The 25,965-nt window shown below is 69.9% G+C and carries 23 protein-coding genes and 1 riboswitch; of the genes, 3 read left to right on the top strand and 20 right to left on the bottom strand.

What is annotated here, in order from left to right:
* Positions 1-58 precede the first annotated feature (58 nt).
* On the bottom strand, positions 59-1,267 hold the full coding sequence (locus GAS53_RS39055) for an MBL fold metallo-hydrolase (protein ID WP_151482511.1): 1,209 nt from the start codon (positions 1,265-1,267) through the stop codon (positions 59-61).
* A gap of 307 nt (positions 1,268-1,574) precedes the next feature.
* Here GAS53_RS39055 and GAS53_RS39050 point away from each other — a divergent pair, with 307 nt between their 5' ends.
* Positions 1,575-2,765 (top strand): glutamate dehydrogenase, encoded by a 1,191-nt coding sequence (locus tag GAS53_RS39050; RefSeq protein WP_151482510.1) that lies wholly within the window; start codon positions 1,575-1,577, stop codon positions 2,763-2,765.
* 68 nt (positions 2,766-2,833) lie between these two features.
* Positions 2,834-3,454: a TetR/AcrR family transcriptional regulator gene (locus tag GAS53_RS39045; protein WP_225859376.1), complete on the top strand. Its 621-nt coding sequence runs from the start codon at positions 2,834-2,836 to the stop codon at positions 3,452-3,454.
* A gap of 122 nt (positions 3,455-3,576) precedes the next feature.
* On the opposite strand, the gene GAS53_RS39040 is transcribed toward GAS53_RS39045, so the two are convergent.
* The 4 genes from GAS53_RS39040 to GAS53_RS39025 form a co-directional block, all read right to left on the bottom strand.
* A complete protein-coding gene (locus tag GAS53_RS39040; protein ID WP_151482546.1) occupies positions 3,577-4,362 on the bottom strand; it encodes an SGNH/GDSL hydrolase family protein in 786 nt (261 codons plus the stop codon).
* Positions 4,363-4,508: 146 nt separating this feature from the next.
* Complete coding sequence (locus tag GAS53_RS39035; protein WP_151482509.1) at positions 4,509-5,228, bottom strand: DUF6250 domain-containing protein; 720 nt, start codon at positions 5,226-5,228, stop codon at positions 4,509-4,511.
* Between the two features lie 181 nt (positions 5,229-5,409).
* Positions 5,410-6,360 (bottom strand): LysM peptidoglycan-binding domain-containing M23 family metallopeptidase, encoded by a 951-nt coding sequence (locus GAS53_RS39030; RefSeq protein ID WP_151482508.1) that lies wholly within the window; start codon positions 6,358-6,360, stop codon positions 5,410-5,412.
* Between the two features lie 2 nt (positions 6,361-6,362).
* Positions 6,363-6,521, bottom strand: a riboswitch (cyclic di-AMP (ydaO/yuaA leader).
* Positions 6,522-6,823: 302 nt separating this feature from the next.
* Positions 6,824-8,905, bottom strand: coding sequence for an alpha-galactosidase (locus GAS53_RS39025; protein WP_151482545.1), 2,082 nt, complete (start codon positions 8,903-8,905; stop codon positions 6,824-6,826).
* A 169-nt stretch (positions 8,906-9,074) separates the two neighbouring features.
* On the opposite strand from GAS53_RS39025, the gene GAS53_RS39020 reads away from it, so the two are divergent.
* Positions 9,075-9,872, top strand: a complete 798-nt coding sequence (locus GAS53_RS39020) for a tyrosine-protein phosphatase (protein ID WP_151482507.1) — start codon at positions 9,075-9,077, stop codon at positions 9,870-9,872.
* Positions 9,873-9,898: 26 nt separating this feature from the next.
* Here GAS53_RS39020 and GAS53_RS39015 read toward each other — a convergent pair whose 3' ends face one another.
* The 15 genes from GAS53_RS39015 to GAS53_RS38950 all read right to left on the bottom strand — a co-directional run bounded on the left by GAS53_RS39015 (position 9,899) and on the right by GAS53_RS38950 (position 25,918).
* Entirely contained in the window at positions 9,899-10,024 is a 126-nt protein-coding gene (locus GAS53_RS39015) for a DUF6126 family protein (RefSeq protein ID WP_151482506.1), read from the bottom strand.
* Positions 10,021-10,710, bottom strand: coding sequence for a helix-turn-helix domain-containing protein (locus tag GAS53_RS39010; protein ID WP_151482505.1), 690 nt, complete (start codon positions 10,708-10,710; stop codon positions 10,021-10,023). Before GAS53_RS39010 ends, GAS53_RS39015 begins: the two co-directional genes overlap by 4 nt.
* 102 nt (positions 10,711-10,812) lie before the next feature.
* Complete coding sequence (locus GAS53_RS39005; RefSeq protein ID WP_151482504.1) at positions 10,813-12,225, bottom strand: aspartate aminotransferase family protein; 1,413 nt, start codon at positions 12,223-12,225, stop codon at positions 10,813-10,815.
* Positions 12,222-14,234, bottom strand: a complete 2,013-nt coding sequence (gene dxs, locus GAS53_RS39000) for a 1-deoxy-D-xylulose-5-phosphate synthase (protein ID WP_225859375.1) — start codon at positions 14,232-14,234, stop codon at positions 12,222-12,224. The genes GAS53_RS39005 and dxs overlap by 4 nt, the downstream gene beginning before the upstream one ends.
* 29 nt (positions 14,235-14,263) lie before the next feature.
* A complete protein-coding gene (ispG, locus tag GAS53_RS38995) occupies positions 14,264-15,445 on the bottom strand; it encodes a flavodoxin-dependent (E)-4-hydroxy-3-methylbut-2-enyl-diphosphate synthase (RefSeq protein WP_151482503.1) in 1,182 nt (393 codons plus the stop codon).
* Between the two features lie 4 nt (positions 15,446-15,449).
* The gene (gene hpnH / locus GAS53_RS38990; protein ID WP_151482502.1) at positions 15,450-16,472 is read right to left on the bottom strand and encodes an adenosyl-hopene transferase HpnH; all 1,023 of its coding nucleotides are present in this window, start codon (positions 16,470-16,472) and stop codon (positions 15,450-15,452) included.
* Between the two features lie 5 nt (positions 16,473-16,477).
* A complete protein-coding gene (locus tag GAS53_RS38985; RefSeq protein ID WP_151482501.1) occupies positions 16,478-17,122 on the bottom strand; it encodes a phosphorylase family protein in 645 nt (214 codons plus the stop codon).
* Entirely contained in the window at positions 17,119-19,137 is a 2,019-nt protein-coding gene (gene shc / locus GAS53_RS38980; protein WP_151482500.1) for a squalene--hopene cyclase, read from the bottom strand. The genes GAS53_RS38985 and shc overlap by 4 nt, the downstream gene beginning before the upstream one ends.
* Positions 19,138-19,250: 113 nt before the next feature.
* Positions 19,251-20,318 (bottom strand): polyprenyl synthetase family protein, encoded by a 1,068-nt coding sequence (locus GAS53_RS38975; RefSeq protein WP_192583473.1) that lies wholly within the window; start codon positions 20,316-20,318, stop codon positions 19,251-19,253.
* A gap of 59 nt (positions 20,319-20,377) precedes the next feature.
* Entirely contained in the window at positions 20,378-21,802 is a 1,425-nt protein-coding gene (gene hpnE / locus GAS53_RS38970; protein ID WP_151482498.1) for a hydroxysqualene dehydroxylase HpnE, read from the bottom strand.
* Positions 21,799-21,939: a DUF6380 family protein gene (locus GAS53_RS56985; protein ID WP_225859382.1), complete on the bottom strand. Its 141-nt coding sequence runs from the start codon at positions 21,937-21,939 to the stop codon at positions 21,799-21,801. Before GAS53_RS56985 ends, hpnE begins: the two co-directional genes overlap by 4 nt.
* The gene (gene hpnD / locus GAS53_RS38965; RefSeq protein WP_192583472.1) at positions 21,939-22,889 is read right to left on the bottom strand and encodes a presqualene diphosphate synthase HpnD; all 951 of its coding nucleotides are present in this window, start codon (positions 22,887-22,889) and stop codon (positions 21,939-21,941) included. Before hpnD ends, GAS53_RS56985 begins: the two co-directional genes overlap by 1 nt.
* On the bottom strand, positions 22,886-23,788 hold the full coding sequence (gene hpnC / locus GAS53_RS38960; protein WP_151482497.1) for a squalene synthase HpnC: 903 nt from the start codon (positions 23,786-23,788) through the stop codon (positions 22,886-22,888). The genes hpnD and hpnC overlap by 4 nt, the downstream gene beginning before the upstream one ends.
* Positions 23,789-24,216: 428 nt before the next feature.
* Positions 24,217-24,984 carry an ABC transporter ATP-binding protein gene (locus tag GAS53_RS38955; protein ID WP_404829391.1) on the bottom strand — a complete coding sequence of 256 codons (768 nt, stop codon included), beginning with the start codon at positions 24,982-24,984 and terminating at the stop codon, positions 24,217-24,219.
* A gap of 4 nt (positions 24,985-24,988) precedes the next feature.
* Complete coding sequence (locus tag GAS53_RS38950) at positions 24,989-25,918, bottom strand: ABC transporter permease (protein ID WP_151482495.1); 930 nt, start codon at positions 25,916-25,918, stop codon at positions 24,989-24,991.
* Positions 25,919-25,965 lie beyond the last annotated feature (47 nt).

Below are 25,965 nucleotides of genomic sequence, written 5' to 3'. Positions count from 1 at the left end.
AGGGCCGAGGAGCAACTTGCTCCTCGGCCCTCGCCGACCGCCTTCACGCGCCTCCGCGTCACCCGGCCGGGACGGTTTCCTGGTCTCCGGTGTCCTCCGTGGTGTCACCCGGTGTGTCACGGACCGCCTCCACGGCGGCGAGCACGGGCCAGCCTCCGGCAGGCTCTACGGCCACGCCGCGCCACCAGGGCTCCGACGGCACGGTCTCGGCCGTGGGCTCGAAGGGCTCGCCGGGCCGGGGCAGGGCGATCCTGGCGCCGGCCGCGCGGGCGGCGGTGATGGTCCCCTCGCCGGGCTCGGCCCAGGGGTGCGTGGCCAGGTTGAACGTCGCCCAGTGGATCGGCAGCATCACGCCGCTGGGCTTCTCGCCCTGGAGGTCCAGGTGGGCGCGCATGCCCTCTTCGGGCGTCATGTGGATGTCGGGCCAGAACTCGGAATAGGCACCGATCTGGATCATCGTGGCGTCGAAGGGGCCGTGCTCGGCGCCGATGTCCTTGAATCCGACGAAGTACCCGGTGTCGCCGCTGTGGTAGATCCGGTGCTCATCACCCGCGACGGCCCACGAGGCCCAGAGGGTGTGCTGGGTGTTGCGCAGGCCGCGGCCGCAGAAGTGGCGGGCGGGCGTGGCGGTCAGGGAGATACCGCCGACGTTCGCCGTCTCGTTCCAGTCCAGCTCGCGCAGTCGGTCCGCGGAGACGCCCCAGTGCTCCAGGTGGGCGCCGACGCCGAGGGGCACCGCGAACACCGTGTCCGTATCGGCCAGGGCCTTGATGGTGGGCAGGTCGAGGTGGTCGTAGTGATCGTGCGAGATGACGACCACGTCGACCGGGCCGAGCGCCGCCAGCGGCAGGGGCACGGGGTGCAGCCGCTTGGGCCCGGCGAAGGCGAACGGGGAGCAGCGCTCGCCCCAGACGGGGTCGAAGAGCACCCGGTGGCCGTCGATCTCGGCGAGCACACTGGAGTGCCCCATCCACGTCAGCCGCAGCCCGTGGGCCGGGGGCCTGGCGAGGTCGGCGAGGGTCGTGGCGTGCACCGGCACCGTGCCCGCCGGGGCGCGGCGCACACGCTCTTCCTTACGGAAGAAGGCCTGCGCGAACTCGCGCATGGCGCCGTCGGGCCGGGGAGCACCCTCCGGATTCCGGAAGACGCCGTCCGCGAAGTTCGGCGATCTGCGGATGCGCTCCATGCGCTCACCGCTCGGATCCGCGCCGAAGGCGGCGGGCCGCAGAGCACGGAGCCCGGAGCTCAGGGGACGGAAACCGGTCACGGCACCTCCAGGTGGAGTCGGTCTGACATTCCATTATGGTCGCCGCCTCTGACAGCGCCGGGTCGGGCGTATGACAGGGCGGTGTCCGCGCCGGACGCGGCGAGATCCACCACATACGACGTCGGCCCGTACTGAAGATCCATTCAGCACGTTGACAGAGCCGCCCGGCCCTTTCGATACTGACTGATCATTCAGTAATGGCAGGCCCCGACCCGCACCGGGGCACTCTGGGCACCCGGCCCCACGCTGCTCAAACGTTCTGACCCTGTCCCCTGTTCCCCGTTCCCCCGTTCCCGAGGAGACCCCCATGACCGCCCCGGACAGCAGTCCCTTGATGACGCTCACCTGGACCGACCACGTCACCGGCCGCCGGGGGCACCTGGTCGTGGACCGGCTGGTGCGCGGTGTCTCCAGTGGCGGGCTGCGGATGCGGGCGGGCTGCACGCTGGACGAGGTGGCCGGTCTCGCGCGAGGCATGACCATGAAAGAGGCGCTGCACTACAACCCCGAGGGCCGGTACATCCCGCTGGGCGGCGCGAAGGGCGGCATCGACTGCGATCCCCAGGACCCCGAGGCGTACGGGGTGCTCGTGCGCTATCTGCGCGCCATGCGCCCCTGCATCGAGAGCTTCTGGACCACCGGCGAGGACCTCGGCCTCACCCAGGACCTCGTCGACCGGGCCGCGGCGGAGGCGGGGCTCGTGTCGTCGATCCAGGCCGTGTATCCACTGCTCGACGACGAGGCGGCGGCCCGGCGGCGGCTGGCGGACGCGTTCGCGGTCGAGGTGGACGGCATCGGGCTCGACGAGTTGGTCGGCGGCTGCGGAGTCGCCGAGTCGGTGCTCGCGGCGCTGGACCGGGCCGGGGTGGCGTACTCGGGCACGCGCGTCGCCGTGCAGGGCCTGGGCACCATGGGCGGGGCCACGGCCCGGTTCCTCACGCGCGCGGGGCTCAGCGTGGTGGCCGTCGCCGACGTGAAGGGCACGATCGCCAACCCCGAAGGGCTGGACGTCGACGCGCTGCTCGCCGCCCGTGACGCGTACGGGACGGTCGACCGGGCAGCGCTGCGCCCGGCCGACCGGGAACTGCCCGGCGACGCCTGGCTGTCCGCCGGGGCCGAGGTGCTGGTGCCGGCGGCGGTCTCGTACGCGATCGACACCGCCAACCAGGAGCGGATCACGGCACGCTGGATCGTCGAGGCCGCCAACATGCCCGTCCTGCCGGCGGCGGAGGAACTCCTCGCCGCGCGCGGGATCACCGTCCTGCCGGACGTCGTCGTCAACTCCGGGACCAACGCCTGGTGGTGGTGGACGCTGTTCGGCGACATCGGGCCCGAGGCGGACGAGGCGTTCGCGTACACGCGGCGCTCGATGCGCGCCCTGATCGACCAGATGCTCACGCGCGCGGAGGCCGACGGGACAACACCGAGGACGGCCGCGCACGCGATCGTCGCGGACCAGCTGCCGGTGATCGCGGAGCGGTTCGGCTGGTACGGGTGACGGCCCCGGCATGGCGGGGAACCGACCCTCCACCAGCGACGCCTGTGGCGACGGAATAGGGTTGTCCGGTGGCGAGAGTGCGGTTGAGCGTGGCGGAGCGGCGTGAGGAACTGCTGCGGGCCGCCATCGAGCAGATCGAGGAGCGCGGCGTGGCCGCGGTGCGGATCGCCGATGTGGCGGCCGTGCTCGGGGTGAGCAACGCGCTGGTGCTCTATCACTTCTCGACGAAGGAGAAACTGGTCGCCGCCGCCTTCACGTACGCGGCCGAGGACGACCTCGCCCGCCTGCGCAAGCTGCTCGGTCGCCGGACGTCGGCTTTGCGCCGGCTGCGGGCCGCCGTCCGGTGGTATGCGCCGACCGGGCAGGCCAAGGGCTGGCGGCTGTGGATCGAGGGCTGGGCGGCGGCGCTGCGCGAGCCCGTGCTGAGGGACGTGACCCGCGACCTCGACCGGCAGTGGAAGGCCGCCATCACCGAAGTCATCGCGGAGGGCGTCGCCGCGGGCGAGTTCCACTGCCCGGACCCCACGAGTACGGCGCTGCGCCTCACCGCCCTGCTGGACGGGCTCGCCGTCCAGATGACGGCGTACCCGGGCGCGGTGTCACGCGCCCGCACCCAGGAGTGGGTGGACGAGGCGCTGGCCCGCGAACTGGGACTGGAGCGCGAGGCGTTGACGACACCGGGCACCTGAGGCGACGTAAGAGCCTGCTCCAAGGTGAGCAGAAGGGCCGGGCAAAGTCGACACCACCGGTCGAGCCCTGCCCGGCCCTCCTGCTCGCCTTCAAGCACGCGGACCTGCACACCGTCAGGCCTTCAGGCCACCGAATCGATCCGCATCTTGATGTCGTACGGCGACACGCTCCCCTTGGCCACCACACGGTCGCCGGAGGACTCCCCGCGCAACCGCCGCCCGATCCAGGGCACCAGATACTCGCGCGCCCAGTGGATGTCGTCCCGCCGCACTTCCAGCGTTCCGCGCGGCGGCAGCGGTGGCCACGGCTGGTCCGGGTCCGCGGGCACCTCGAGGCCGATGACCTGGCCGGCGCGCAGCGCCACCCGGGTGTGGCCCTCGGGCGACAGGTGCAGCCGGTCACCGTCCCAGGCCCGCCGGTCCTGGATGGTCTTGAGGGACCACAGGTCGAGCACCGGACAGCCGTACCGGTCGGCGATGGCCCGCACATGCCCGTTGTACGTGGCGATCTTGCCGCGCAAGTGCTTGAGCACGGGTATGCCACGGGTGTCGAAGCCGGTGGTCACGAGCACCGTGCCGACGGCCGACGTGAGCTCGGCGACCGCGCTCTCGAAGCGCTCCGCGACCTCGTCGGGGTCGGTGCCCGGCCGGAGGATGTCGTTGCCGCCCGCGCAGAAGGAGACCAGGTCCGGCGCAAGCTCCTTGGCGTGCCGCAGCTGGTCCTCGACGACCTGGTCGAGGAGTTTCCCGCGGACGGCGAGGTTGGTGTAGCCGAAGTCGCCCTCGGGTCGCCGGTCCGCGAGAAGCACCGCGAACCGGTCGGCCCAGCCGACGAACGCCCCGTCAGGGCCGGGGTCGCCGACGCCCTCGGTGAAGCTGTCCCCCACCGCCACGTACGACCCGATCACTGATGTGTTGTCATTCTTCGAATCGTCTGCCACGTCGGCCCATGATTCCCCTTGGGGTGTGAGCTACGCGACCGTAGGAAAGGGTTGACGCGCGGTGAGATAAGCCACTCGTCAAGTATTGGTCAACCCCGGAATAAGGGGCTCGCTCAGGGACGTTGCCGCAGCTCCCACGCCCGGAAGTCCGTGATCCGGAAGTGACTCCACACGGTCCGGAACGCGAAGTGCCCGCTCGTGTACGCCTCCGGGTCCACGTAGTCGAAGACGAGCCGCCCGTTGTTCCACCACTGGACCGTCGAACCGTGCGACACGATCCGGACCCGATGGGGCTCGTTCGCCGTGAGCAGCGGCTCCGTGTAGTCGTGGATCAGCGGCCGTACGCCGGGCTCGCCGACGTAACGGCGCAGCCTGGTGGTGGTGTTCGTGTTGGCGCCGTACCCGGAGTAGTAGGTCGTGAGGTAGTCGTACTCGGCGAGCGCTCCGCCCCGGGCGGTGGCGAAGAGGTCGTGCGGGGAGCGGACGTCGGTGGCGTTCCAGAAGTTGTTGAGGTCGGAGACCCGGTCGTTGGCCCCGCCCGCGGAGACCGGCGTGGCGATGTACTCGAGGACGTACGGCCCTTGGAGTTTTGGCTTGAACCAGACCGTCGCACCGCTCGGCACATCGATCTCCAGGACGCCGCGGGACGCGGTGACGCTGCCGCCGTCCTGCAGCTCGGTCGCCCACTGGCCGAGGCCGCGCCGGAAGTCGTCGCGGGCGATGAGCCGTCCCCGGCGGTGGCGCGCCGACGCGCTCGCCGTCCGCGCGGGGACCACGGCCGCGACGGCGCCACCGGCGGCCAGGGTTCCGAACGCTCTGCGTGTGGTTGTCATGAAGACCTCCAAGGCATAGAAAGCGCTTGCGGAGATCACTGTGTCCTCACTGCCGCACCCCTGTCGATACCTCGCCCAGCCATGCCACAGGACGGCAACACCGAAGGCCGGACCCCGGGGATCACAGGGTCCGGCCTTCGGAGACGAGCCGGGTAGTCAGACCGGCGGGGCGAGCCTGATGTCAGGCGGAGACGCCCTTGGAGCGCAGGAACGCCATCGGGTCCACGTCCGAGCCGTAGTCCGGGGTGGTGCGGATCTCGAAGTGCAGGTGCGGTCCGGTGACGTTGCCAGTCGCGCCGGAGAGGCCGACCTGCTGGCCCCCGGTCACGGACTGGCCGGCCGAGACGGAGAGGGAGGACAGGTGGGCGTACTGGGCGTAGTGGCCGTCGTTGAGCTTGATGACGACCTGGTTGCCGTACGCGCCGCCCCAGCCGGCGGAGACGACCGTGCCGGCGCCGACGGACTTGAGCGAGGTGCCGGTCGGGACCGCGAAGTCGACTCCGGTGTGGTAACCGCTGGACCACATGCTGCCCGACATCCTGTACGGAGTGCCGACGCTCGCGCCCGAGACCGGCAGGGTGAAGCCGGAAGCGCTGGCTGCGGGCGCCGCCTTGGGGGCTTCTGCCTTGGGGGCTTCTGCCTTGGGGGCCGCCGCCTTGGGAGCCGCGGTCGCCTTCTTCGCGGACGACTGGGTGGCCTTGGAGGCGCCCGAGTCCGAGCCGGGAGCGGTCGCGGCCTTCCCGCCGAGCGTCAGCTTCAGGCCCGGGTGGATGAGCGCCGGGTCGTCGCCGATCGCCTTGCGGTTGTCGGTGTACAGCTTCTTCCAGCCGCCGCTGACATCCTGCGCGTCGGCGATCTTCGAGAGGGAGTCGCCCTTACGCACGGAATACGTCGTGGTCGTGGCCTTCTTCGACGCGGCCTTCTTGTCGGCGGCCGGAGCGGATTCGGCGGCCTTGCTCGCGATATTCGAGACGCTCGCCACGGACTGGGCGGCGGACTGCGGAGTCGCGGCGTTCGCTCCAGTGGCTCCGAGCAGCGGAAGGGCGAGCGCTGCGCCGCCCGTTCCGGCGACGGCGATGGAACGGGTGAAACGCAGGGACTTGGGACGGCGGTGCTTACCCTTCGCGGGCATGACGAATTCCTCTCCGGCGCCTGCGAGGTGAGCTGTCGGGTGCGAGCTGGAGATGCCCGGCCGTGTTTTCGCACGGCTTAACCCCTAGCCGTTCCGGAGACCGGAACAGGCGTTGTACCTGTGGGTCCCCCGCTCCTGCCGTGTACGGGTGAGTTTGCGGATTCCGGGCGGCGGCAGGATTGGGCGTCCGTCCGGATTGGTGGCGAACGTAAGCGACATGAAGACGCAGGAACAAGCTTTGGGGTTTCCTGTGTGCCCCATTCTCTTGATCCTTGACCGAAATGACGGTCACCCTGCGTAAATCAGCGATCTCGCCAGTTTGCTAAACCCCTGAAAACAAAGCTGAATTACGTGAACATGGCGACAGCGGACCGTCACGAATATGACGCTGCTCACGGACCCCGATTCAGGAGCCTTCATTCCAGAGCGAGTTGGAACGAAGGCTCCATTACGGACACAACAGTCACATGCGACGCAGCCGGAGAACTGCCGCATCGAGATCCCCGCGCAGCCCCGTCCGCAACCCGTGATGCAACAGCACCGCACCCCGGTGGACTTCGCCCGTTTCGAGGCATTCGTACGCAGCTGTCGGGTCGAGGCCGCGCAGCCGCACGGGAGCGGCCGGCTCGCCGTAGTGCTGGGCCTGGAGCCAGGCGAGGACGACGACGTCGCCGCCGCGGACGTACTGCACGGCACTCAGGCCGCCCTCGGGCGCCCGCAGCCGATGGAGGTCGCCACCCTGCACGACGGGCCGGATCTCCTTGTAGAGCTCCACCCACGTCCGCGCCTCGGCCAGCTCCTCCTCACTCCACCGACTCAGGTCGCCGCCGACTCCGAGCACCCCGGCCATCGCACTCACGAAGCGGAAGCGCAGCGAGCTGACGCGCCCGTTGAGCTGGACGTTCGGGCTGTCGGTCACCCAGGCGGCCATGGCCCGCGCGGGATGCACCTGGCTGAAGCCGTGCTGGATGGCGAGCCGGTCGAGCGGGTCGGTGTTGTCCGAGGTCCACACCTGGTCCGTACGTGCCATGATCCCCAGGTCGATCCGGCCGCCGCCGCCCGAGCAGGACTCGAAGGCGACGCCCGGGTGGGCCGCCCTCAGCCGGTCCAACAGGCCGTACAGAGCGTGCACATGGTCGACCCAGAGTCGCTGCGGGTACGCCTCGCCGGGCCACCCCGCGTCGGTGAAGCAGCGGTTGAAGTCCCACTTCACATAGTCGATCGGCGCACTGGAGAGCAACACGTCGAGCTGCTCCCACAGGTACTCCTGGACGTCCTCGCGAGCGAGGTTCAATACGAGCTGATTGCGGAGTTCCGTCCTCTTTCGTCCCGGTTGGAACTGCACCCAGTCGGGGTGCGCGCGGTACAGGTCGCTGTCCGGGTTGACCATCTCGGGCTCGACCCAGATCCCGAACTGCATCCCGAGCGCGTGGACGTGGTCGCCGAGCGGCTTGAGGCCGCCGGGGAAGCGGTCCGGGTTGGGCGTCCAGTCGCCGAGCCCGGCCCGGTCGCTGGTGCGCGCGCCGAACCAGCCGTCGTCGACCACGAACAGCTCGACCCCCATCGCCGCCGCCCGCCGCGCCAGCACCGCCTGCTGCTCCTCGGAGATGTCGAACTCCGTGGCCTCCCAGGAGTTGTAGAGCACGGGCCGGTCCCGTTCGGCGTCCGGGATCACGTACGCGTGCTGGTACCGGTGCCAGGCGCGGCTCGCCCCGCCGAAGCCGCCGTCGTTCCACAGCCCCGCGAAGACGGGAGTGACGAAGCTCTCCCCCGGCTCCAGCCGCACCAGACCCGAGTCGTCGTACCCGGCCCCGCCGGTGATCTGCACGCGCGCGTCCGGGAGTTGGGCCACCGCGATCCGCCATGAGCCCGACCACGCGAGGGCGCACCCGTAGACCTCGCCCTGCTCCTCGGTCGCCGCGCCCTCCGCGTCCAGTGCGACCCACGGCAGATGCTGATGCCCGGTGTGGCCGCGCCGGCTGCCGATGACCTTCTCACCGTAGGTGAGTTCGGAGCGCACGAGCCGGGACTCGGCCGCCCACCTCCCGTGCAGCTGGGACAGCCGCCAGCCGTCGCGGTGCGGCAGCGTCCAGGTCGCGGAGTCGGCGCGCAGCACCTCCAGGGCGGGCCCTTCGTTGGCGAGGGTCACCCACCGCTCGATGACATCGGTCTCGGCCCGCATCCGGTAGTGCAGCGTGATCCCGAGCCCGGAGTCGGAGAACCGCAGCCGCAGCTCGTCGCCGTCGGCCTCGTACGCCTCGAAGCGCCACTCCGTGCCGCGCCGCTCCTCCGTACGCACGGACAGCGCGGGCCGTACGAAGCGGGGGCCGCCCTCGACCGGGTACTCCTCGTGTCCGTCGAGGGTGGCCTCGAAGGGCCAGTACTCCGGCCCGGGGCGCGCGGCGAGTGCCTCGGCGTCGGCGAGAGCGATGCTCGGGCCCCAGTGCAGATGCAGCAGCTCATCGTCCTCGCCGAGCCTCAGGGCGTAACTGCTCGTGGGCCCCGAAAGGAGCCACGTACGTCCATCTGCGCCGATCTCTACCATCAAGCCCTCACATATTCGAACAGGCACGCTCAAGCCCCAACATCATCAGGGTCTGTGGCCCCCTCGGGCAACGCCTGTGGACAACTGATTGGCCTACGAACCAATGTCGTATCGTCGAGAACGCACCTCGCCGACGAGCCGCGTCGGCAGCCGAATGGGAGGAGCCCCCGTGGCGCAGCAGGTCCCGTCGACCGAGCCCGAGCTGGCCGGAGTCCGCAACTTCCGCGATGTGGGCGGCCTGCCGACGGTGGACGGCCGACGGGTGGCGTACGGGCGGCTGTTCCGAAGCGGCCACCTTGCGCACGCGACGGAGTCGGACGCCGCGTTCCTCGCCTCCCTCGGTCTGCACACGATCTTCGACTTCCGCAATGCCGCGGACCAGAAGCTCGAGGGCCCCGACGTCGAACTGCCGGGCGTACGGAACGTGAATCTACCGCTGACCGACCCGGCCCACGGCGCCGAGTTCTGGATGATGGTCCGCGACGGCGATCTGGACCAGCTGCGCTCGATCCTCTCGGACGGCAAGGCCGCGGACCGGATGATCCGTTCCTACCGCTCGATCATCAAGGAGCGCACGGCCGAGCACTCGCATGTGCTCCACGCGCTGGCCGAGGACAGCGTCCCAGCCCTGATGCACTGCGCGGCGGGCAAGGACCGCGCCGGCCTCTCCATAGCCGTGACGCTCCTCGCCCTCGGCGTCGAGCGCGAGGCCATCGTGGCGGACTACCTGGAGTCGAACGCCGCGCACCGCCGCTACAAGGTCCACCGCAGCGGCTCCTCGGCCTCGGCGTACTCCCCCGAGGTGATGGAGCTCCTCAGCCCCCTCTTCGACGCGCGCGCCGAGTACTTGGCGGCGGCGTTCGAGACGATCGAGGAGACCTGGGGCGGGGTCGACACGTATCTGGAGCAGGCTCTCGGCGTGACCTCTCAGACGCGGGACCGGCTGCGGAAGCGTTTCCTCGACTGACCCGGCCGACCGCCGTCCACCCGCCGCTACTGCCCCTGGGCTCCGAGCGAGAACAGCAGGTAGATGAAGGCGGCGAAGAGGTGTCCGACCGCCACGTAGATGATGAGCCGTACCCACAGGGCGCGCGGGAACTTCTCCTCCATGTCCTTCATGAGGTCTCTCCTCGGGTCGTCGGCCCGAGGCACAGGGCGGCCGTGGGGCTCTGCAGCAGGGTGTGTACGAAGAGCAGTTCGGCCCCGTCCCGGTCCGCGGCGGCGATCCGGTGCGGGGTCAGCGAGTCGAAGTGCGCGCTGTCGCCGGGCGCGAGCAGGTGCGCGGTGTCCCCGAGACGCAACCGCAGCCGCCCCTGGAGGACGTACAGCCACTCCTCTCCGGGGTGGACCCGCACGATGTCGCCCTGCGCCCCGTACGGGACGTGCACGCGCAGGGCCTGCATGCCGCGCCCTGCCGCGCCGGCCTGCCAGTACGTCCAGCCGCCGGCCTTCGTGGGCTCCATGTCGGCGGCGCGCACGACGGCGTCCCGGTCGGCGGCCGTCTCGCCGAGCAGCTCCGAGACGGTCGTGCCGTAGATACGGGCGAGCGCGAGCAGCACCGGCAGCGAGGGCTGACGCTGCCCGGTCTCCAGGCGGGAGAGGTGCGCGGGCGAGAGGCCGGCGGTGCGGGCAGCGGACTCCAGGGTGAGGATGGCGCGGCGGCGCAGGGCTCGCAGCCGGGGTGCGACGGAGGGCAGCACGTCGGCTGCTCCGGGTTCGAGTGCGGCTTCAGGAACCGCGTCGGCCGCCCCGGGTTCGGCAGGGCTCGTACCCTTGGACGGGCTCGTCCCCTTGGAAGGGTTCATGCCTTCCATTCAGCCGCGAGTTTGCCTGTCGGGCAAATTTCTTGCCTCTGAGGCAAAAGCAGGAGGGCTCGCAGCGCGAGCCCTCCCGAAGTCCGGTACCGCCTACCGGTTGGCGACCGCCTGCTTCACCAGCGTCTTCCCGAAGTCCCACATCAGCCCGCCGCCGCTGTGCGCGTCGTCCATCACGGCGGTGAAGGCGTCCACGAACCGGTCCACGTCCCGCTCGCCGATCACCAGCGGCGGAATCAGCTTGATCACCTCCAGATGATCACCGGAGACCTGGGTGAGGATCCGGTGCCGCTGCAGCAGCGGCACGACCACCATTTGCGCGAACAGCCCCTTGCGCGCGGCCTGCAGCATCGTCCAACGGCTGCGCAGCTTCAGCGACTTGGGCCGCCCGAACTCGATGCCGATCATCAGCCCGCGGCCGCGTACATCGCTCAGCAGCTCGTACTTGTCCACGAGCGTCCCGAGCCGGGACTTCAACTGCTCCCCCGTCACACGGGCGTTCGCGACGATCTGCTCGTTCTCCATGACCGACAGCACGGCGAGGCCCGCCGCCATCGCCTGCGCGTTGGACCCGAAGCTCGCCGAGTGCACGAGGACGCGGTCCATGGACGAGTAGACCTTCTTGAAGATCCAGTCCTTGCCGAGGGTGGCGCCCACGGGTACGTAGCCGCCGGACAGCGCCTTCGCCACGCAGACCAGATCGGGCTCCACGCCGTCCTCGTGCTGGTAGGCGTAGAAGTCGCCGGACCGGCCGAGCCCGGTCTGCACCTCGTCCGCGATGAGCAGCGCCTTGTGCCGGTGCAGCAGCTCCTGGGCGGCGCGCAGATATCCGGGCGGTGACTCGTGGACGCCCTTGCCCTGGATCGGTTCGACGATCAGCGCGGCGACGTCACCCTTCTTCAACTCCCGTGCCAGGACGTCGAGATCGCCGAGCGGCACCGCCGTGTCGGGCAGCAGCGGGGCGAAGCCGTCCCGGAAGCCGTCCTCGCCGTTCACGGACAGCGATCCGGTGGTCAGGCCGTGGAAGGCGTGCGTGCAGTACAGGACCCGCGGCTTGCCGGTCGCGAACCGGGCGAACTTCAGCGCCGTCTCGACGGCCTCCGTACCGCTGTTGCCGAAGAACACCCGGTCCAGGTGCGGGCTGTGCGCGAGCAGCTTCTCCGCCAACAGGCCGGGCAGCGGCTGGCAGTCGAAGCGGGTCAGGTCGGCGAGCTGGGCGTCGAGGACGTCGTGCAGCGCCTTGCGGACGACGGGGTGATGACGGCCGAGGCCCATCACCCCGAACCCGGCGAGCATGTCCAGGTACTCGTTGCCGTCCGCGTCCCAGAAGTACGCGCCCTCGGCCCGCACGTAGACCTTGTCGAAGCCGATGGTGTGCAGCATGCGCGGCAGCTGGTGGTTCAGGTGCTTCGCGTGCAGCTCGTAGCGCTCGGCTCCGCGCTCGGCGAGGAGGCCGGCGAGGTCGAACTCCTGGGGCTCGGCCTCCTGGGGCTGGATGGTGGTCATTCCTGTTTCTCCTTGGACGCGTGCTCCTTGCCCGCCGGCTGCTTGGCGGCCTGCCTCCTCGAAGCTCGCCGCGTGGCGACCTGCTCCTTCGACGCCTGCTCCTTGACCGCGAGTTCGGCCTCCGTGAAGGCCAGGCTCGCCTCCCGGGTGGCCAGGCCCGCGCTGATCCGCCCCGCGATCTCGACGGGCGTGAGACCGATGTCCGCCAGCACCTCACCGCGCTTGGCGTGTGCGAGGAACTGCTCGGGGATCCCGAACCGCCGTACGGGCACGTCGACTTCGGCGTCCGAGAGCGCGAGCGCGACCGCCGCTCCCACGCCGGACGCCCGGCTGTTGTCCTCGACGACGGCGACCATGCGGTGCTCGGCGGCGAGGCCGGGCAGCGCGGGATCGACGGGCTTGGCCCAACGCGGGTCCACGACCGTGCAGTTGACACCCCGTGCCTCCAGCAGCTCGGCCGCCTGGAGACACACCGGCGCCATCACGCCGACGGCGACGAGGAGCACCTCGGGCCGCTCACCGCGATGCAGCACGTCCACACCGCCGACCCGGTCGACCGCCGGAACGGCCGGTCCCACCGACTCCTTGGGGAAGCGGATCATCGTCGGCGCGTCGTCCACCGCGACGGCCTCGCGCAGCTGCGCGCGCAGCTGGTCGGCGTCGCGCGGCGCGGCGATCCTGAGCCCCGGCACGACCTGGAGGATGGACATGTCCCACATGCCGTTGTGTGACGCTCCGTCAACTCCCGTGATTCCGGCGCGGTCCAGCACGAACGTCACTCCGCAGCGATGCAGCGCGACATCCATCAGGAGCTGGTCGAAGGCCCGGTTCAGGAAGGTCGCGTACACCGCGACGACCGGATGCAGTCCGCCCGTCGCGAGCCCGGCCGCGGACACCGCGGCGTGCTGCTCGGCTATGCCGACGTCCCACACCCGCTCGGGGAACTTCTCCGCGAACTTCGCGAGGCCCACGGGGTGCAGCATGGCCGCCGTGATCGCCACGACGTCCTCGCGCTCCTCGCCGATCGAGACGATCTCGTCGCCGAACACCGAGGTCCAGGAAGGGCCGTTGGAGGGCGCGAGAGGCTCGCAGGTGAGGGGGTCCATCACGCCGACCGTGTGGAAGTGGTCCTCCTCGTGGGCGAGCGCGGGTTCGTAACCGCGGCCCTTCTCCGTCAGACAGTGGATGAGTACGGGCCCGTGGAAGCGTTTCGCGCGCCGGAGCGCCGATTCCACCGCGCCCACGTCGTGCCCGTCGATCGGCCCGACGTACTTCAGCCCGAGGTCCTCGAACATGCCCTGCGGCGCGAACGCGTCCTTGAACCCCTTCTTCGCGCCGTGCAGCGACTCGTAGACGGTGTTCCCGATGACCGGCGTGCGCAGCAGGACGTCCTTGCCCCAGGCCAGGACCCGTTCGTAGCTGTCGGTGGTCCGCAGGGTCGCCAGATGGTTGGCGAGACCGCCGATGGTCGGCGAGTACGAGCGCTCGTTGTCGTTGACGACGATGATCAGCGGGCGGTCCTTGGCGGCCGCGATGTTGTTCAGCGCCTCCCACGCCATGCCGCCGGTGAGCGCGCCGTCGCCGATCACCGCGACGACATGCCCCTTCTCGCCCTGCACCTGGCGGGCCTTGGCGAGCCCGTCGGCCCAGCCGAGCGCGGTGGACGCGTGGCTGTTCTCGATGATGTCGTGCTCGGACTCCTCACGCGACGGATAGCCGGACAGGCCGCCCTTGCCTCGCAGTTTGGAGAAGTCCTGACGTCCCGTCAGCAGCTTGTGTACGTAGCTCTGGTGGCCGGTGTCCCACAGAATGCGGTCGACGGGCGACTCGAAGGCCCGGTGGAGCGCGATGGACAGTTCCACCACCCCCAGATTGGGCCCCAGGTGACCGCCGGTCCTGGCGACCGCGTGCACCAGGAACTCCCGGATCTCGTCGGCCAGTTGCCCTATCTCTGCCTCGGACAGCGCCTTCAGGTCGCGTGGTCCCCGGATGCTCTCCAGAATCGTCACGCTCGGGCCCCCTCTCGGTCCGTTCTGTTTCAACTCACAGTGACGGTTGGCTTCCCCGGCGCTGTGACCTCCGGCTCGCCTGACGCGACGCCGTCCGCCTCCATCTGCTCGGCGATCTTCATCGCCTCGTCGATGAGGGTCTCCACGATCTTCGACTCGGGCACCGTCTTGATGACCTCGCCCTTGACGAAGATCTGGCCCTTGCCGTTGCCGGAGGCGACCCCCAGGTCCGCCTCCCGCGCCTCTCCCGGCCCGTTGACGACGCAGCCCATGACCGCGACGCGCAACGGCACCTCCATCCCCTCCAGACCCGCCGTGACCTCGTCGGCCAGCTTGTAGACGTCGACCTGGGCGCGCCCGCAGGACGGGCAGGAGACGATCTCAAGACGCCGTTGCCGCAGCCCCAGCGATTCGAGGATCTGGATGCCGACCTTGCACTCCTCGGCGGGCGGGGCGCTCAAGGACACCCGGATGGTGTCGCCGATGCCCTCGCTCAGCAGAGCCCCGAAGGCCACAGCCGACTTGATGGTCCCCTGGAAGGCAGGACCCGCCTCGGTCACGCCGAGGTGCAGCGGGTAGTCGCACTGGGCCGCCAACTGCCGGTACGCGTTGACCATCACGACCGGGTCGTTGTGCTTCACCGAGATCTTGATGTCCCGGAACCCGTGCTCCTCGAAGAGCGACGCCTCCCACAGAGCCGACTCCACCAGCGCCTCGGGCGTGGCCTTGCCGTACTTCTGGAGCAGCCGCCGGTCCAGCGAGCCCGCGTTGACCCCGATCCGGATCGGCGTGCCGTGATCCGCCGCGGCCCGCGCGATCTCCTTGACCTTGTCGTCGAACTGCTTGATGTTGCCGGGATTCACCCGCACCGCCGCACAGCCCGCCTCGATCGCGGCGAACACGTACTTCGGCTGGAAGTGGATGTCCGCGATCACCGGGATCTGCGACTTGCGCGCGATGGTCGCGAGGGCGTCCGCGTCGTCCTGCGTGGGGCAGGCGACGCGGACGATCTGGCAGCCGGACGCGGTGAGTTCGGCGATCTGCTGCAACGTGGCGCCGATGTCCGACGTACGCGTCGTCGTCATCGACTGCACCGACACGGGTGCCCCGCCCCCGACCGCCACCGGTCCGACCTGGATCTGCCGCGAGACGCGACGCTCCGCGATCGGCCGGACCGGTACCTCGGGGAGGCCCAAGGAAATGGCGGTCATGACGTCACCCGCGGTTTCCGGAGACGGTCTCGCGGGCGGCCCGCAGGGACTCCTTGAGGGAGCCCATGGTGGCCATGACCGCCGTCGGCTCGTAGCCACAGTGCGCCATGCAGTTGGCGCAACGTGGGTCCTTGCCCCGGCCGTACGCGTCCCAGTCGGTCTTCTCGATGAGGTCCTTGTACGTCGTGACGTACCCGTCGGCCATCAGGTAGCAGGGCTTCTGCCACCCGAAGAGCGAGTAGTTGGGGATCGCCCACGCCGTGCACGGGAAGTCGACCTTGCCCTCCAGGAAGTCCAGGAAGAGCGGGGAGTGGTTGAGCCGCCAGCGGAGCCGGTTGCCGCCCGCGAAGGCCTTCTTGAACAGCTCGCGGGTCTGCTCCACGCCCAGGAAGTGCTCCTGGTCGGGCGCCTTCTCGTAGGCGTACGCGGGCGAGATCATCATCTCGTCCACCTGCAGGTCGTCATTGAGGAAGTTGAGCACCTCGATGATCGTCTGCGGGGTGTCGGTGTTGAAGAAGGTCGAGTTGGTGGTCACCCGGAAGCCGCGCTTCTTGGCTTCCTTTATGGCCGCCACGGCCTCGTCGAACACACCCTCCTTCGCAACGGACTCGTCGTGCCGCTCCCGCAGTCCGTCGATGTGCACGGCGAACGCGAAATACGGCGAAGGCGTGAACTTGTCCATCTTCTTGCGCAGCAGCATGGCGTTGGTGCACAGGAAGACGTACTTCTTCCGGGCCACCAGCTGCCGCACGATCTCGTCGATATGCGGGTGCATCAGGGGCTCGCCGCCCGCGATGGACACCATCGGCGCACCCGATTCGAGCACCGCCCCCACGGCCTGCGCCACCGGCATGCGCTGCTTGAGCACTCCGGCCGGGTGCTGGATCTTGCCGCAGCCCTCGCACTTCAGATTGCAGGCGTAGAGCGGCTCCAGCTCGACGATCAGCGGAAACTTGTCCCGCTTGCGGAGTTTCTGTTCAAAGAGATACGTCGCGACCTTGATGGTCTGGCGCAGCGGCATGGCCATCTGGCTCACCTCCTGGGGAGCAGCAAAGAACGGTGCCATTCGAAGAAAGCGGGAAGGACGGCACGAAGAACACGGAAGGCTGATATTCCACCGCGCACCGTGCCGATCCGGACGAGTTCATGTTCTGGAGCGTCCACGACCACCCGTACGGCCGCAACCGGGCGCGCGCCCGCGCGGACGGCGCTGTGAAGTGTGGCCGCCGACTCCATGTCGACCGCGATCGCGCCGGTCGCGAGCAGGTCCGACCGCTCGTGACCGCGGACCACGTGGTCGGAGCCGGTGAGCGGCCCCGTGTGGACGGTGCGCCCGGGCACGGCACGCACCAGTTCCTTGACGAGCAGGTCCGTGCCCACGCACGGCGTGGTGCCGCGCGGGTCCCGGGTCTCCTCGGCGACGACCAGGTCTCCCGGGTGCATGCCGGGGGCGAGCCCGGCGCAGAAGCCCGTGGCCAGGACGGCCGCCCCGGTCAGCGCGGGGCCGGCGAGGGCCCGGGTGACCGCTTGCTCGGCAGCCTTGGGCCCCATGCCCGTACGCAGCACGGTGACCGGGCCGTCGGCGCTGCCCCGGTCGCCGCCGGTGCGCAGGGCGAGCTGCTCGATGCCGAGCGCGCAGGCGATCAGCAGCGGGGCGGCGGCCGGTGTCGTGCTCATCGGCTCCCCTTGCCCGACGGGCCGTGCCGGTCGGCGAACGGTTCGCCGTGGACGTACCGGCCGAGCGCGGTGAGCGGGAAGACCTGCCGGTAGAGGTGGTAGTTGATCGAGAAGTCCCACGGGAACCCGGTGCCGGTGAAGTACGGCTCGTCCCAGGAGCCGTCCGCCAACTGAGTCTCCGCGAGCCAGGCGACGCCGCGTTCCACGGCCTTGGACTCCCGCTCCCCGGCCGCGAGCAGCGCGAGCAGCGCCCACGCGGTCTGTGAGGCGGTCGACGCGCCGCGCCCGCTCCACTCGGCGACGTCGTGGTAGGAGCGCAGGTCCTCGCCCCAGCCGCCGTCGTCGTTCTGGACCGTCTCCAGCCAGGTCACGGCCCGGCGGATCGCGGGATGCGATCCGGGCAGTCCGGCGGCGACCAGCGCGGGCACCACCGACCCTGTTCCGTAGACGTAGTTGACGCCCCAGCGGCCGAACCAGGAGCCGTTCGCCTCCTGTTCGGCGAGCAGCCACTCGATGCCCCGCCGGGTGCGCGGGTCGTGGGCGAGCCCTTCGACCGCGAGCATCTCCACGACGTGCGCGGTGACATCGGCGGACGGCGGGTCGATGACTTCCCCGAAGTCGCAGAACGGCAGCCGGTTCGGGAAGGGGCTGGTGTTGTCGACGTCGAAGGCGCCCCACGCGCCGTTCCTCGACTGCATGCCGAGGTTCCAGCGCACCCCGCGTCCGATGGCCTTGTCGACACGCTCCGGGTCGTGGTGCTTGACCCGGCGCAGCGCAAGGACGACCTCGGCGGTGTCGTCGATGTCGGGGTAGTTGTCGTTGTGGAACTCGAACGCCCAGCCGCCGGGAGGCAGTTGGGGCCGTTTGACCGCCCAGTCACCGGGGCGGACGATCTCCTCTCCGAGCATCCAGTCCGCAGCCCTCACCAGCTGCGGATGATCGGCGGGCACGCCCGCGTCGGCGAGCGCGATGGTCGCGAGGCAGGTGTCCCAGACCGGCGACTGACAGGCCTCGATCATCCGGGCCCCGTCCTCGCGCCACACCGCGAAACGGTCGAGCGACGCCAGTCCCTCGCGCATCACCGGGTGTTCGAGGTCGTAGCCGAGCAGGTGCAGCGCGATGACCGAGTACACGGCGGGCGGCTGGATGCCTCCCCAGCAGCCGTCGTTCTCCTGCCGCTCGATGATCCAGCGGGCGGCGGTGTTCATCGCGGCCTTGCGGAGTCTGCGCGGCGCAACCTTGCGGTAGGTGTGCAGGGCCTTGTCGAGGCGCTGGAAGACCCCGTCCCAACTCGCCACCGGGGCAAGGGGTTTGACCGGGTTGGGGTCACGGGCGTCGGAGTGCAGCTCGTCGAGCGGGAACGGCGCGGGCCGGACCGGTCGCTTCGCCGAGACGACGGTGAGCGGCACTATGGTCTGCCGGGCCCAGCATCCGAAGTCGTAGATGTTGAGCGGCACCCACTTCGGGAAGTAGATGAGCTCCGGCGGGAGTTCCGGCAGGTCGTCCCACTTCCACCAGCCGAACAGGGCGAGCCAGATCCGGGTGAAGACGCGGGCTGCCGCGATGCCGCCGCGCTCGCGGATCCACGCGGACGCCTTCGCCATGTGCGGCTCGTCAGGCGCGTCCCCGGCCAGCCGCAGAGCGACGTACGCCTCGACGGTGGTGGAGAGTTCGCCCGGTCCGCCGTAGAAGGTGGCCCAGGTGCCGTCCTCGCGCTGCTCGCCGCGGATGAACAGTGCGGCGGCTTGGGTGGTCTTCTCGTCGCGGATGCCCAGGAACTGGCGGAGCAGCAGGTCTTCGGCGTCCATCGTGACGTTCGTCTCGAGGTCGCCCTTCCACCAGCCCTGGGCGTCCTGCGTGGAGAGCAGGAAGTCGGTGGCGCGCTGTATCGCGCGCGTGGCGGCGTCTCGGGTATCGGCACTCCCGGCCGACACGGGAGTCGTCGTGCGGGTTTCGCTGGCCGAGGCAGCGCGGGGCGGCAGGGCCCCGGTGCTTCCGTCGGTCGTCGCTGTCATGGCTTCCCCTTCGTGCAGTGGCATGTCTGCTGCTGTGGGTCCGCCGTCGGCCGGTGCTCGTTCTCCCGCGGCACCGGCCGGCGACTACGCGAGGTTCATTCGACCGATAGTGATCATCTCTTTCGTACGACGACGAAGTCGGCGAGCTCCACGAACTGAGCGCGCACCTGGTCCGGCATATGGATCGTGTCGAGCGCCTCGATGGCGATGGTGTGCTGGCGGCGCGCCTCCTGGGCGGTCCACTCGCGGCCGCCCGCCTGTTCGATGAGCGCGGCGCGCGCGGCGAACTCCTCCTCGGAGAAGTTCTCGAAGTCGCTGCTCTTGGCGTCCGCGGCGAGCAGTTCACCGAGGCGCTCGGAGGCCGGGCCGTCCGCCGCGAGCGCGGCCACGACCGGCAGGGACTTCTTGCGCTGGCGCAGATCACTCCAGGTCTGCTTGCCGGTGGCCTCCGGGTCGCCCCAGATGCCGAGCAGGTCGTCGACGGCCTGGAAGGCGAGGCCGAGGTGGTAGCCGTACTTCTCCAGCGTGTCGGCCGTGCGGTCGTCGGCGCCGCCGAGGACCGCGCCGATGGAGCAGGCGCAGGCGAGCAGGGCGCCCGTCTTGTTGCCCTCCATCTCCAGGCACTCCTCGACGCTGACCCGGTCGCGGTGCTCGTAGGAGATGTCCTGCGCCTGGCCGTCGATCAGGGCGCGCGTGGCGGTGGTGAGGCGGCGCGTGGCACGGCCCGCCTCGACCGTGCCGAGCTCCAGCAGGATCTCGTTGGCCAGCGCGAACAGGGCGTCGCCGACAAGGATCGCCTGGGCGGGACCGTGCACCTTCCAGACGGTGTCACGGTGGCGGCGCTGCTCGTCGCCGTCCATCAGGTCGTCGTGCAGCAGTGAGAAGTTGTGGACCAGTTCAACGGCGACCGCGCCCGGCACGCCCACCTCGGGGGCGGCACCGGCGGCCTGTGCGGACAGGATGGCGAGGGCGGGACGAACGGCCTTGCCGCCGTCGCCCTCGGCGGGGTTGCCCTCGGCGTCGATCCAGCCGAAGTGGTAGGCGGCGACAGTGTCCATAGGAGGTGCGAGGCGGTCGATGGCCGCCCTCAGTACCGGTGTGGCCAGGGTCCGGCCGCGCTCCAGGAGCGCGGTCACGTCCACCGCGTCGGCAGCCTTCGATGCCGGGGGCACAGTGGGCACAGTCTCTCCTCTATTTGCGATACGGGGGGTGCGGGAGCCTGCCGCGCTCAGCTCGAGCGTCACGCCGCCTCCTCGAAGAGCTCGAAGAGGTGATCGCGGGGCCGGCCCAGGGCGCTCAGCGCGGCGTCCGCCGCACTCACGCCACTGCGGACCGCACTCTCCATGGTCGCGGGCCACCCTGTGGCGGTCCACGCTCCGGCCAGGTAGAGGCCGGGTGCCTTGGTACGGGCGCCGGGCCGCAGCCGTCCGACGCCGGGGGTCGGAGCGAACGTCGCCGTACGCTCCCTGGTCACGAAGAAGTCCCGGACCTCGGCGCCGCGGGTGCCGGGCAGCAGCCGCTCCAACTCCGGCAGATACCGCTCGCGCAGCGCGGAGACGGGCTCGTCGATCTCGTCCTGCGCCGCCGACTGCGACAGCGCGAGGTACTGGCCCTCCGCGAGCCCGGACGCCTCGGTCCGGTCGAAGACCCACTGCACCGGGGAGCCGAGCGCCGCGAAGAACGGCCGGCTGAGCACCTTCCGGTCGTACACGACGTGGATGTTGAGGATCGGCGCGGTACCGATCCGAAGCAGCTGCTCAGGAGCGTCGAGCGCGCCGTCGGGCAGCAGATCGTGGGCCTCGCGCTGCGGTACGGCCAGCACGACCGCGTCGGCGTCGAGCGTCTCACCGGGAACCTGAACGCTCCAACGCCCGTTCCCGTCAGGGGAGATGGAGGTGACCCGTGTCCGGAGTTCGGTACGGACGCCCGCGGAGTCGAGCGCCTTGCGGGCCAGCCGGTCGTGCAGTTCACCCAGCGGGACGCGTGCCCAGCCGATGTCGGCCGCGCCCGGGTCGGACAGCAGACCGGTCTTGAACACCATCGCGGCGAGCCCGAGCGACGCGTCGCCGGCCACCGCGTTGAGGGTGGCGACCCCCACGAGGTCCCACAGTGCCTCGACGGCACGCTCCGACTGACCGTGCGCGGCCAGCCAGCTGCCGAAGTTCTGCGCGTCGAGCGCCGGATCGGCGAGGTCGAGCCCCTTGAGCGCCAGAGCGGCACGCCCGACCTTGGCACGCTCGGCGAGCGACAGATGCGGATATGTGGCGAGGCTGCGCGCCAGATGCAGTGGTACGGGCAGTGCGGTACGGCCGATTCTGCCGAGCCGCCGTCCCGGTTTGCCCTCGGCGTCGAGAACGGGCACATCGAGACGATCCTGCAGGGGCGCGAGCTCGGCTCCGTCGACGCGGTCGAGGAACCAGCGGTACGCGGTGCAGCAGCGCAGATACACATGCTGGCCGTTGTCCACGGTGAGCCCGCCGCGCTGGAAGGAGAAGGCGAGCCCGCCCAGGCGCGGCCTGCCTTCGAGCAGCGTCACCCGCACTCCGGCGTCGGCGAGCGCGAGCGCCGTCGTGATGCCGGCGAGCCCCCCGCCGACCACTACGGCCGTCGCCGCGCGACGAAGCGGGTCCGCGTCGAGCTCCTCTGCCTGCGTGGTGTCGTTCATCGTGCACCCTCCCCCGAGGCCCCGCCGCGCTGATTGAACGATGCACGGCAGGCCGTTGAAGTCAGGGACGCGGTCCCCGACCGGAGGGTTGCGCGCCGTTTCCCGGGACTTGCGTCATCTTGGCCCAAAGTGTCCATCAAGCGCGCCTCCTGATGGTTCGGCGGGAGACGTGCCGGGCGTCGAGACCGGAAAGGCCCCGCACGGCGACGTACGCCTTCTCGCGTCCCGGCAGCGAGACGCGGCCGCGCAGGACGGCCTCCGGGTCGCGCTCGATGCGGTCGAGGAGACGGCGGTAGATGCCGGCCATGGCGGCGACGCAGGCGCCGCTGCGGCGGTCCAGCATCGGCAGCAGCCGGTAACCCTCCGCGAAAAGCGCGCGGGCCCGTCGCACTTCGAAGTGCACGAGGCCCGCGAAGTCGGAGCCCTCGGGTGGATTCGGCCCGCTGAACCCGGCCGAGCAGCCGAACTTCGCGAGGTCGTCCCCGGGCAGATAGGTCCGCCCGTCCTCGGCGTCCTCGCGAACATCCCTGAGGATGTTGGTGAGTTGGAGCGCGAGCCCGAGCGTGTCGGCGTACTCGGGCGCCCGCTCGGCTCCGCGCGCCCCCGGTTCCGTACCGAACACCCCGAGCGAGAGCCGGCCAATGGCCCCCGCCACACAGCGGCAGTAGACCTTCAGGTCGTCCCAGGTCTCGTAGGTCTCGCCGCGGACGTCCATCAGGACGCCGTCGATGAGTTCGTCGAGGCCGTCGAGCGGGACCGGGAAATGCTCCGCCGTGTGGCTGAGGGCAACGGCGACCGGGTCGGTGTCGTCCTCCTCCACGGAGCGGTCGCGGATCCGGGCGAGCAGCGCCCGGGTGTCCTCGAGCCGCGTGGCCTTGACGTCGGGCTTCAGCGCGCCGTCGCCGATGTCGTCGACGCGCCGCGAGAACGCGTAGAGCGCCGACATGGCGCGGCGCTTGGGCGTCGGCAGCAGTCTGATGCCGTACGCGAAGTTGCGGGCCTGCTGCCCGGTGATCGCCTCGCAGTAGCTGTAAGCGGCGAGTACCGGTGCGGACGTGTGTGGTGGAGACTCCACGGTCCGGATCACCCCTCTCCTCGCAGAGTCACTCCCACCTCGCGCAGCAACTGGATCTTGCCGGGCTTGGGCGGGCCTGGAAGTACGTCGTATTCGGCGGCGGCAATCGCCTGGATTGCCGCCCTTCCTCCTGCCACGAACCCCGCGAGCAGCAGCTTCAGCCTGCCGTGGACGCTACCCACGAGAGGGGTGCCTTCATTCAGGAGGCTGCGGGCGCGTTCTGCTTCGTATGCAACCAGTGCGCGCACCGATGCGCCTGCTGTGGTCGTGGCAAGAGCCGCCTCTTGGACGTGAAAGCGCTTCATGTCCTCGGCGGGCAGATAGATGCGGTCGCGGCCGAGGTCCTCGGCGACGTCCTGGAGGTGCTCGACGATCTGCAGTGCCGTGCAGACGGCGTCGGAGTGGCGGACCCGCTCGGGGGTCGAGGTGCCGGTGACCGAGAGGACGAGACGGCCGACGGGATTGGCGGACAGCTCGCAGTAGGCGAGGAGGTCGTCGTAGGTCTCGTACCGCTTGACGAGCTGGTCCTGGCGGTTCGCCGCGATCAGGCCGAGGAAGGGTCCGGGGGTGAGTCCGGCGCGGCGGACCGTCGGCTGGAGGCGGCGCAGGAGCGGGTGGCGCGGGGTCGAGTCGAAGACCTTGCGGAGGTCGGCCTCGAAGGCGTCGAGGAGGACGAGACGGTCCTCGGCCTCGTCGGGGGACACACCGAGGAGCCGGGCGTCGGCGCCGCCGGGGGCCAGGTCGCCGTCGCCGATGTCATCGACGAGGCGGGCGAAGCCGTACACGGCCATGAGGTCGGCGCGCCATGCCTTGGGCAGGAAAAACGGTGCCACGGGGAAGTTCTCGTCCGTGGCCTTGTCGAGGGTGGTGCGCTCCGGGTCGCCGGCGCGCGCCGTCCCGGGTGGCGTCACCGCTCGCTGCCCGGACCGGGGACGGCACACGCACAGCGGAGCTGGAGAGTTTCCGTAGCCATTGCCGTCACATCTCCCGTTCTACACTGCCGACCCAATACAGACTATTTCGGACACGCCGCCCGGCCGTCCGCGCGGCAGACCCTATGCCGGGTGTCGCGCATTATCGCCCTACTTGCCGCGAATCAGCACCGGTACAGCTTACGTTGTACAACCCGCCATGCCTCGTCGGGGTGTCCTGCACATCACAACAACACACCGATTGGCGTCAAGATTCCTAAGGAAAAGCAGAGTTGGGCTCTTCTTTGCCCAGTTGATCTCTCTTTGGCGCGTCCCTTGCCCGACAGGACACCGTCGAGGCCGTTCCGGTTGCACGGCAGGACCCCGCCGGAGGCGTTCCGGCGGGGTCCGGGATGTGTGACCGGGCTCTACTTGCCCGTGAACTTCTCGTACTCCTTGAGGACCTCGTCGGTCGGGCCGTCCAGGCGCAGCTCGCCGCGCTCCAGCCACAGGACGCGGTCGCAGGTGTCGCGGATCGACTTGTTGTTGTGACTGACGAGAAACACCGTGCCCGCGTGCTTGCGCAGCTCGCGGATGCGGGCCTCGGAGCGCTTCTGGAAGGAGCGGTCGCCGGTCGCCAGGGCCTCGTCGATCATCAGGACGTCGTGGTCCTTGGCGGCCGCGATGGAGAAGCGCAGGCGGGCGGCCATGCCGGAGGAGTAGGTGCGCATGGGCAGGGTGATGAAGTCGCCCTTCTCGTTGATGCCCGAGAAGTCGACGATGTCCTGGTAGCGTTCCCTGATCTGCTCGCGGGACATGCCCATCGCAAGTCCGCCGAGGATGACGTTCCGCTCGCCCGTGAGGTCGTTCATCAGGGCCGCGTTGACGCCGAGGAGCGAGGGCTGGCCGTCGGTGTAGACGTGGCCCTGCTCGGCGGGGAGCAGTCCGGCGATGGCCCGCAGCAGGGTGGACTTGCCGGAGCCGTTCGAGCCGATCAGGCCGATGGCCTCGCCGCGGTAGGCGATGAAGGAGACGCCCCGGACCGCGTGTACCTTGCGGACGCCGCGCTCCTCGCCGCGCTTGAGTATGCGACTGAGGGCGGCGGTGGCGCTGCCCTTGCCGGTCTTGGCGCCGTTGACGCGGTAGACGATGTGCAGTTCGTCCGCGATGACGGTCGGGATCAAGGAATCGGTGATCTGCTCAGCCACGGCCGTAACGCTCCTCAGCCTTCCAGAAGTACACGAATCCGCCGACGGCGACGAGGACGGCCCAGCCGCCCGCGACCGCCCAGACGTGCGGCGGCAGGTTCTCGGAGCCGTAGCCGTCGATCAGCGCGAAGCGCATCAGGTCCATGTAGATGGCGGCCGGGTTCCACTGGAGGACGTCGGCGATCCACGCGGGCTTGTCCTCCAGCATCACCGGGATGGAGAACATCACACCTGATCCGTACATCCACGTACGCATCACGAACGGCATGAGCTGGGCGAGGTCCGGGGTCTTGGCGCCCATCCTGGCCATGATCATCGCAAGGCCGGTGTTGAAGAGGAACTGCAGGACCAGTACCGGGACGATCAGCACCCAGGACAGCCTGGGGTAGCTGCCGAAGCTCACCGCCACGACGAACAGCACGATCATCGAGAAGAGCAGCTGCTGGAGCTGCTGCAGCGAGAACGAGATGGGCAGCGCGGCGCGCGGGAAGTGCAGCGCCCGGACCAGGCCGAGGTTTCCGGCGATCGCGCGTACGCCCGCCATCACCGAGCTCTGCGTGAAGGTGAAGACGAAGACACCCGTCACCAGGAACGGGATGTAGACCTCCTGGGGCATGCCCCGGTCGGCCCCCAGGATCAGGCCGAAGATCAGGAAGTACACGAGCGCGTTCAGCAGCGGTGTGGCCACCTGCCACAGCTGGCCGAGCTTCGCCTGGCTGTACTGGGCGGTGAGCTTCGCCTGCGAGAAGGCGAGAATGAAGTGACGCCGTCCCCAGAGCTGGCGGACGTACTCGACGAGTCCGGGCCGGGCGCCGCTCACGGCAAGCCCGTACTTGGCGGCGAGGTCCGCCGCGGAGAGCCCTTCATCGGGGGACGGAGGGGCGCTCACCGCGACACCGCCGTCATGCGTTGTCTCACTCACAAGTGGAAACTTTCGTCCTCAAGATACGCAGCCTGGTCGGGCGTAGG

Source organism: Streptomyces albicerus (assembly GCF_008905045.1).
In the GTDB taxonomy this organism is placed as follows: Bacteria; Actinomycetota; Actinomycetes; order Streptomycetales; family Streptomycetaceae; genus Streptomyces; species Streptomyces albicerus.
This window is presented reverse-complemented; position numbering and strand designations above follow the sequence as displayed.

What these genes read in the sequence shown, in the direction of transcription:
- GAS53_RS56985 (WP_225859382.1), bottom strand. Translation starts at nt 21,939, where the DNA reads ATGGACACTTTGGGCCAAGATGACGCAAGTCCCGGGAAACGGCGCGCA.
- hpnH (WP_151482502.1), bottom strand. Translation starts at nt 16,472, where the DNA reads ATGGCCATGCCGCTGCGCCAGACCATCAAGGTCGCGACGTATCTCTTT.
- GAS53_RS39025 (WP_151482545.1), bottom strand. Translation starts at nt 8,905, where the DNA reads ATGGTAGAGATCGGCGCAGATGGACGTACGTGGCTCCTTTCGGGGCCC.
- hpnE (WP_151482498.1), bottom strand. Translation starts at nt 21,802, where the DNA reads ATGAACGACACCACGCAGGCAGAGGAGCTCGACGCGGACCCGCTTCGT.
- ispG (WP_151482503.1), bottom strand. Translation starts at nt 15,445, where the DNA reads ATGACCGCCATTTCCTTGGGCCTCCCCGAGGTACCGGTCCGGCCGATC.
- GAS53_RS38985 (WP_151482501.1), bottom strand. Translation starts at nt 17,122, where the DNA reads ATGAGCACGACACCGGCCGCCGCCCCGCTGCTGATCGCCTGCGCGCTC.
- GAS53_RS39050 (WP_151482510.1), top strand. Translation starts at nt 1,575, where the DNA reads ATGACCGCCCCGGACAGCAGTCCCTTGATGACGCTCACCTGGACCGAC.
- shc (WP_151482500.1), bottom strand. Translation starts at nt 19,137, where the DNA reads ATGACAGCGACGACCGACGGAAGCACCGGGGCCCTGCCGCCCCGCGCT.
- GAS53_RS39010 (WP_151482505.1), bottom strand. Translation starts at nt 10,710, where the DNA reads ATGAACCCTTCCAAGGGGACGAGCCCGTCCAAGGGTACGAGCCCTGCC.
- GAS53_RS39015 (WP_151482506.1), bottom strand. Translation starts at nt 10,024, where the DNA reads ATGAAGGACATGGAGGAGAAGTTCCCGCGCGCCCTGTGGGTACGGCTC.
- GAS53_RS39030 (WP_151482508.1), bottom strand. Translation starts at nt 6,360, where the DNA reads ATGCCCGCGAAGGGTAAGCACCGCCGTCCCAAGTCCCTGCGTTTCACC.
- GAS53_RS39035 (WP_151482509.1), bottom strand. Translation starts at nt 5,228, where the DNA reads ATGACAACCACACGCAGAGCGTTCGGAACCCTGGCCGCCGGTGGCGCC.
- GAS53_RS39005 (WP_151482504.1), bottom strand. Translation starts at nt 12,225, where the DNA reads ATGACCACCATCCAGCCCCAGGAGGCCGAGCCCCAGGAGTTCGACCTC.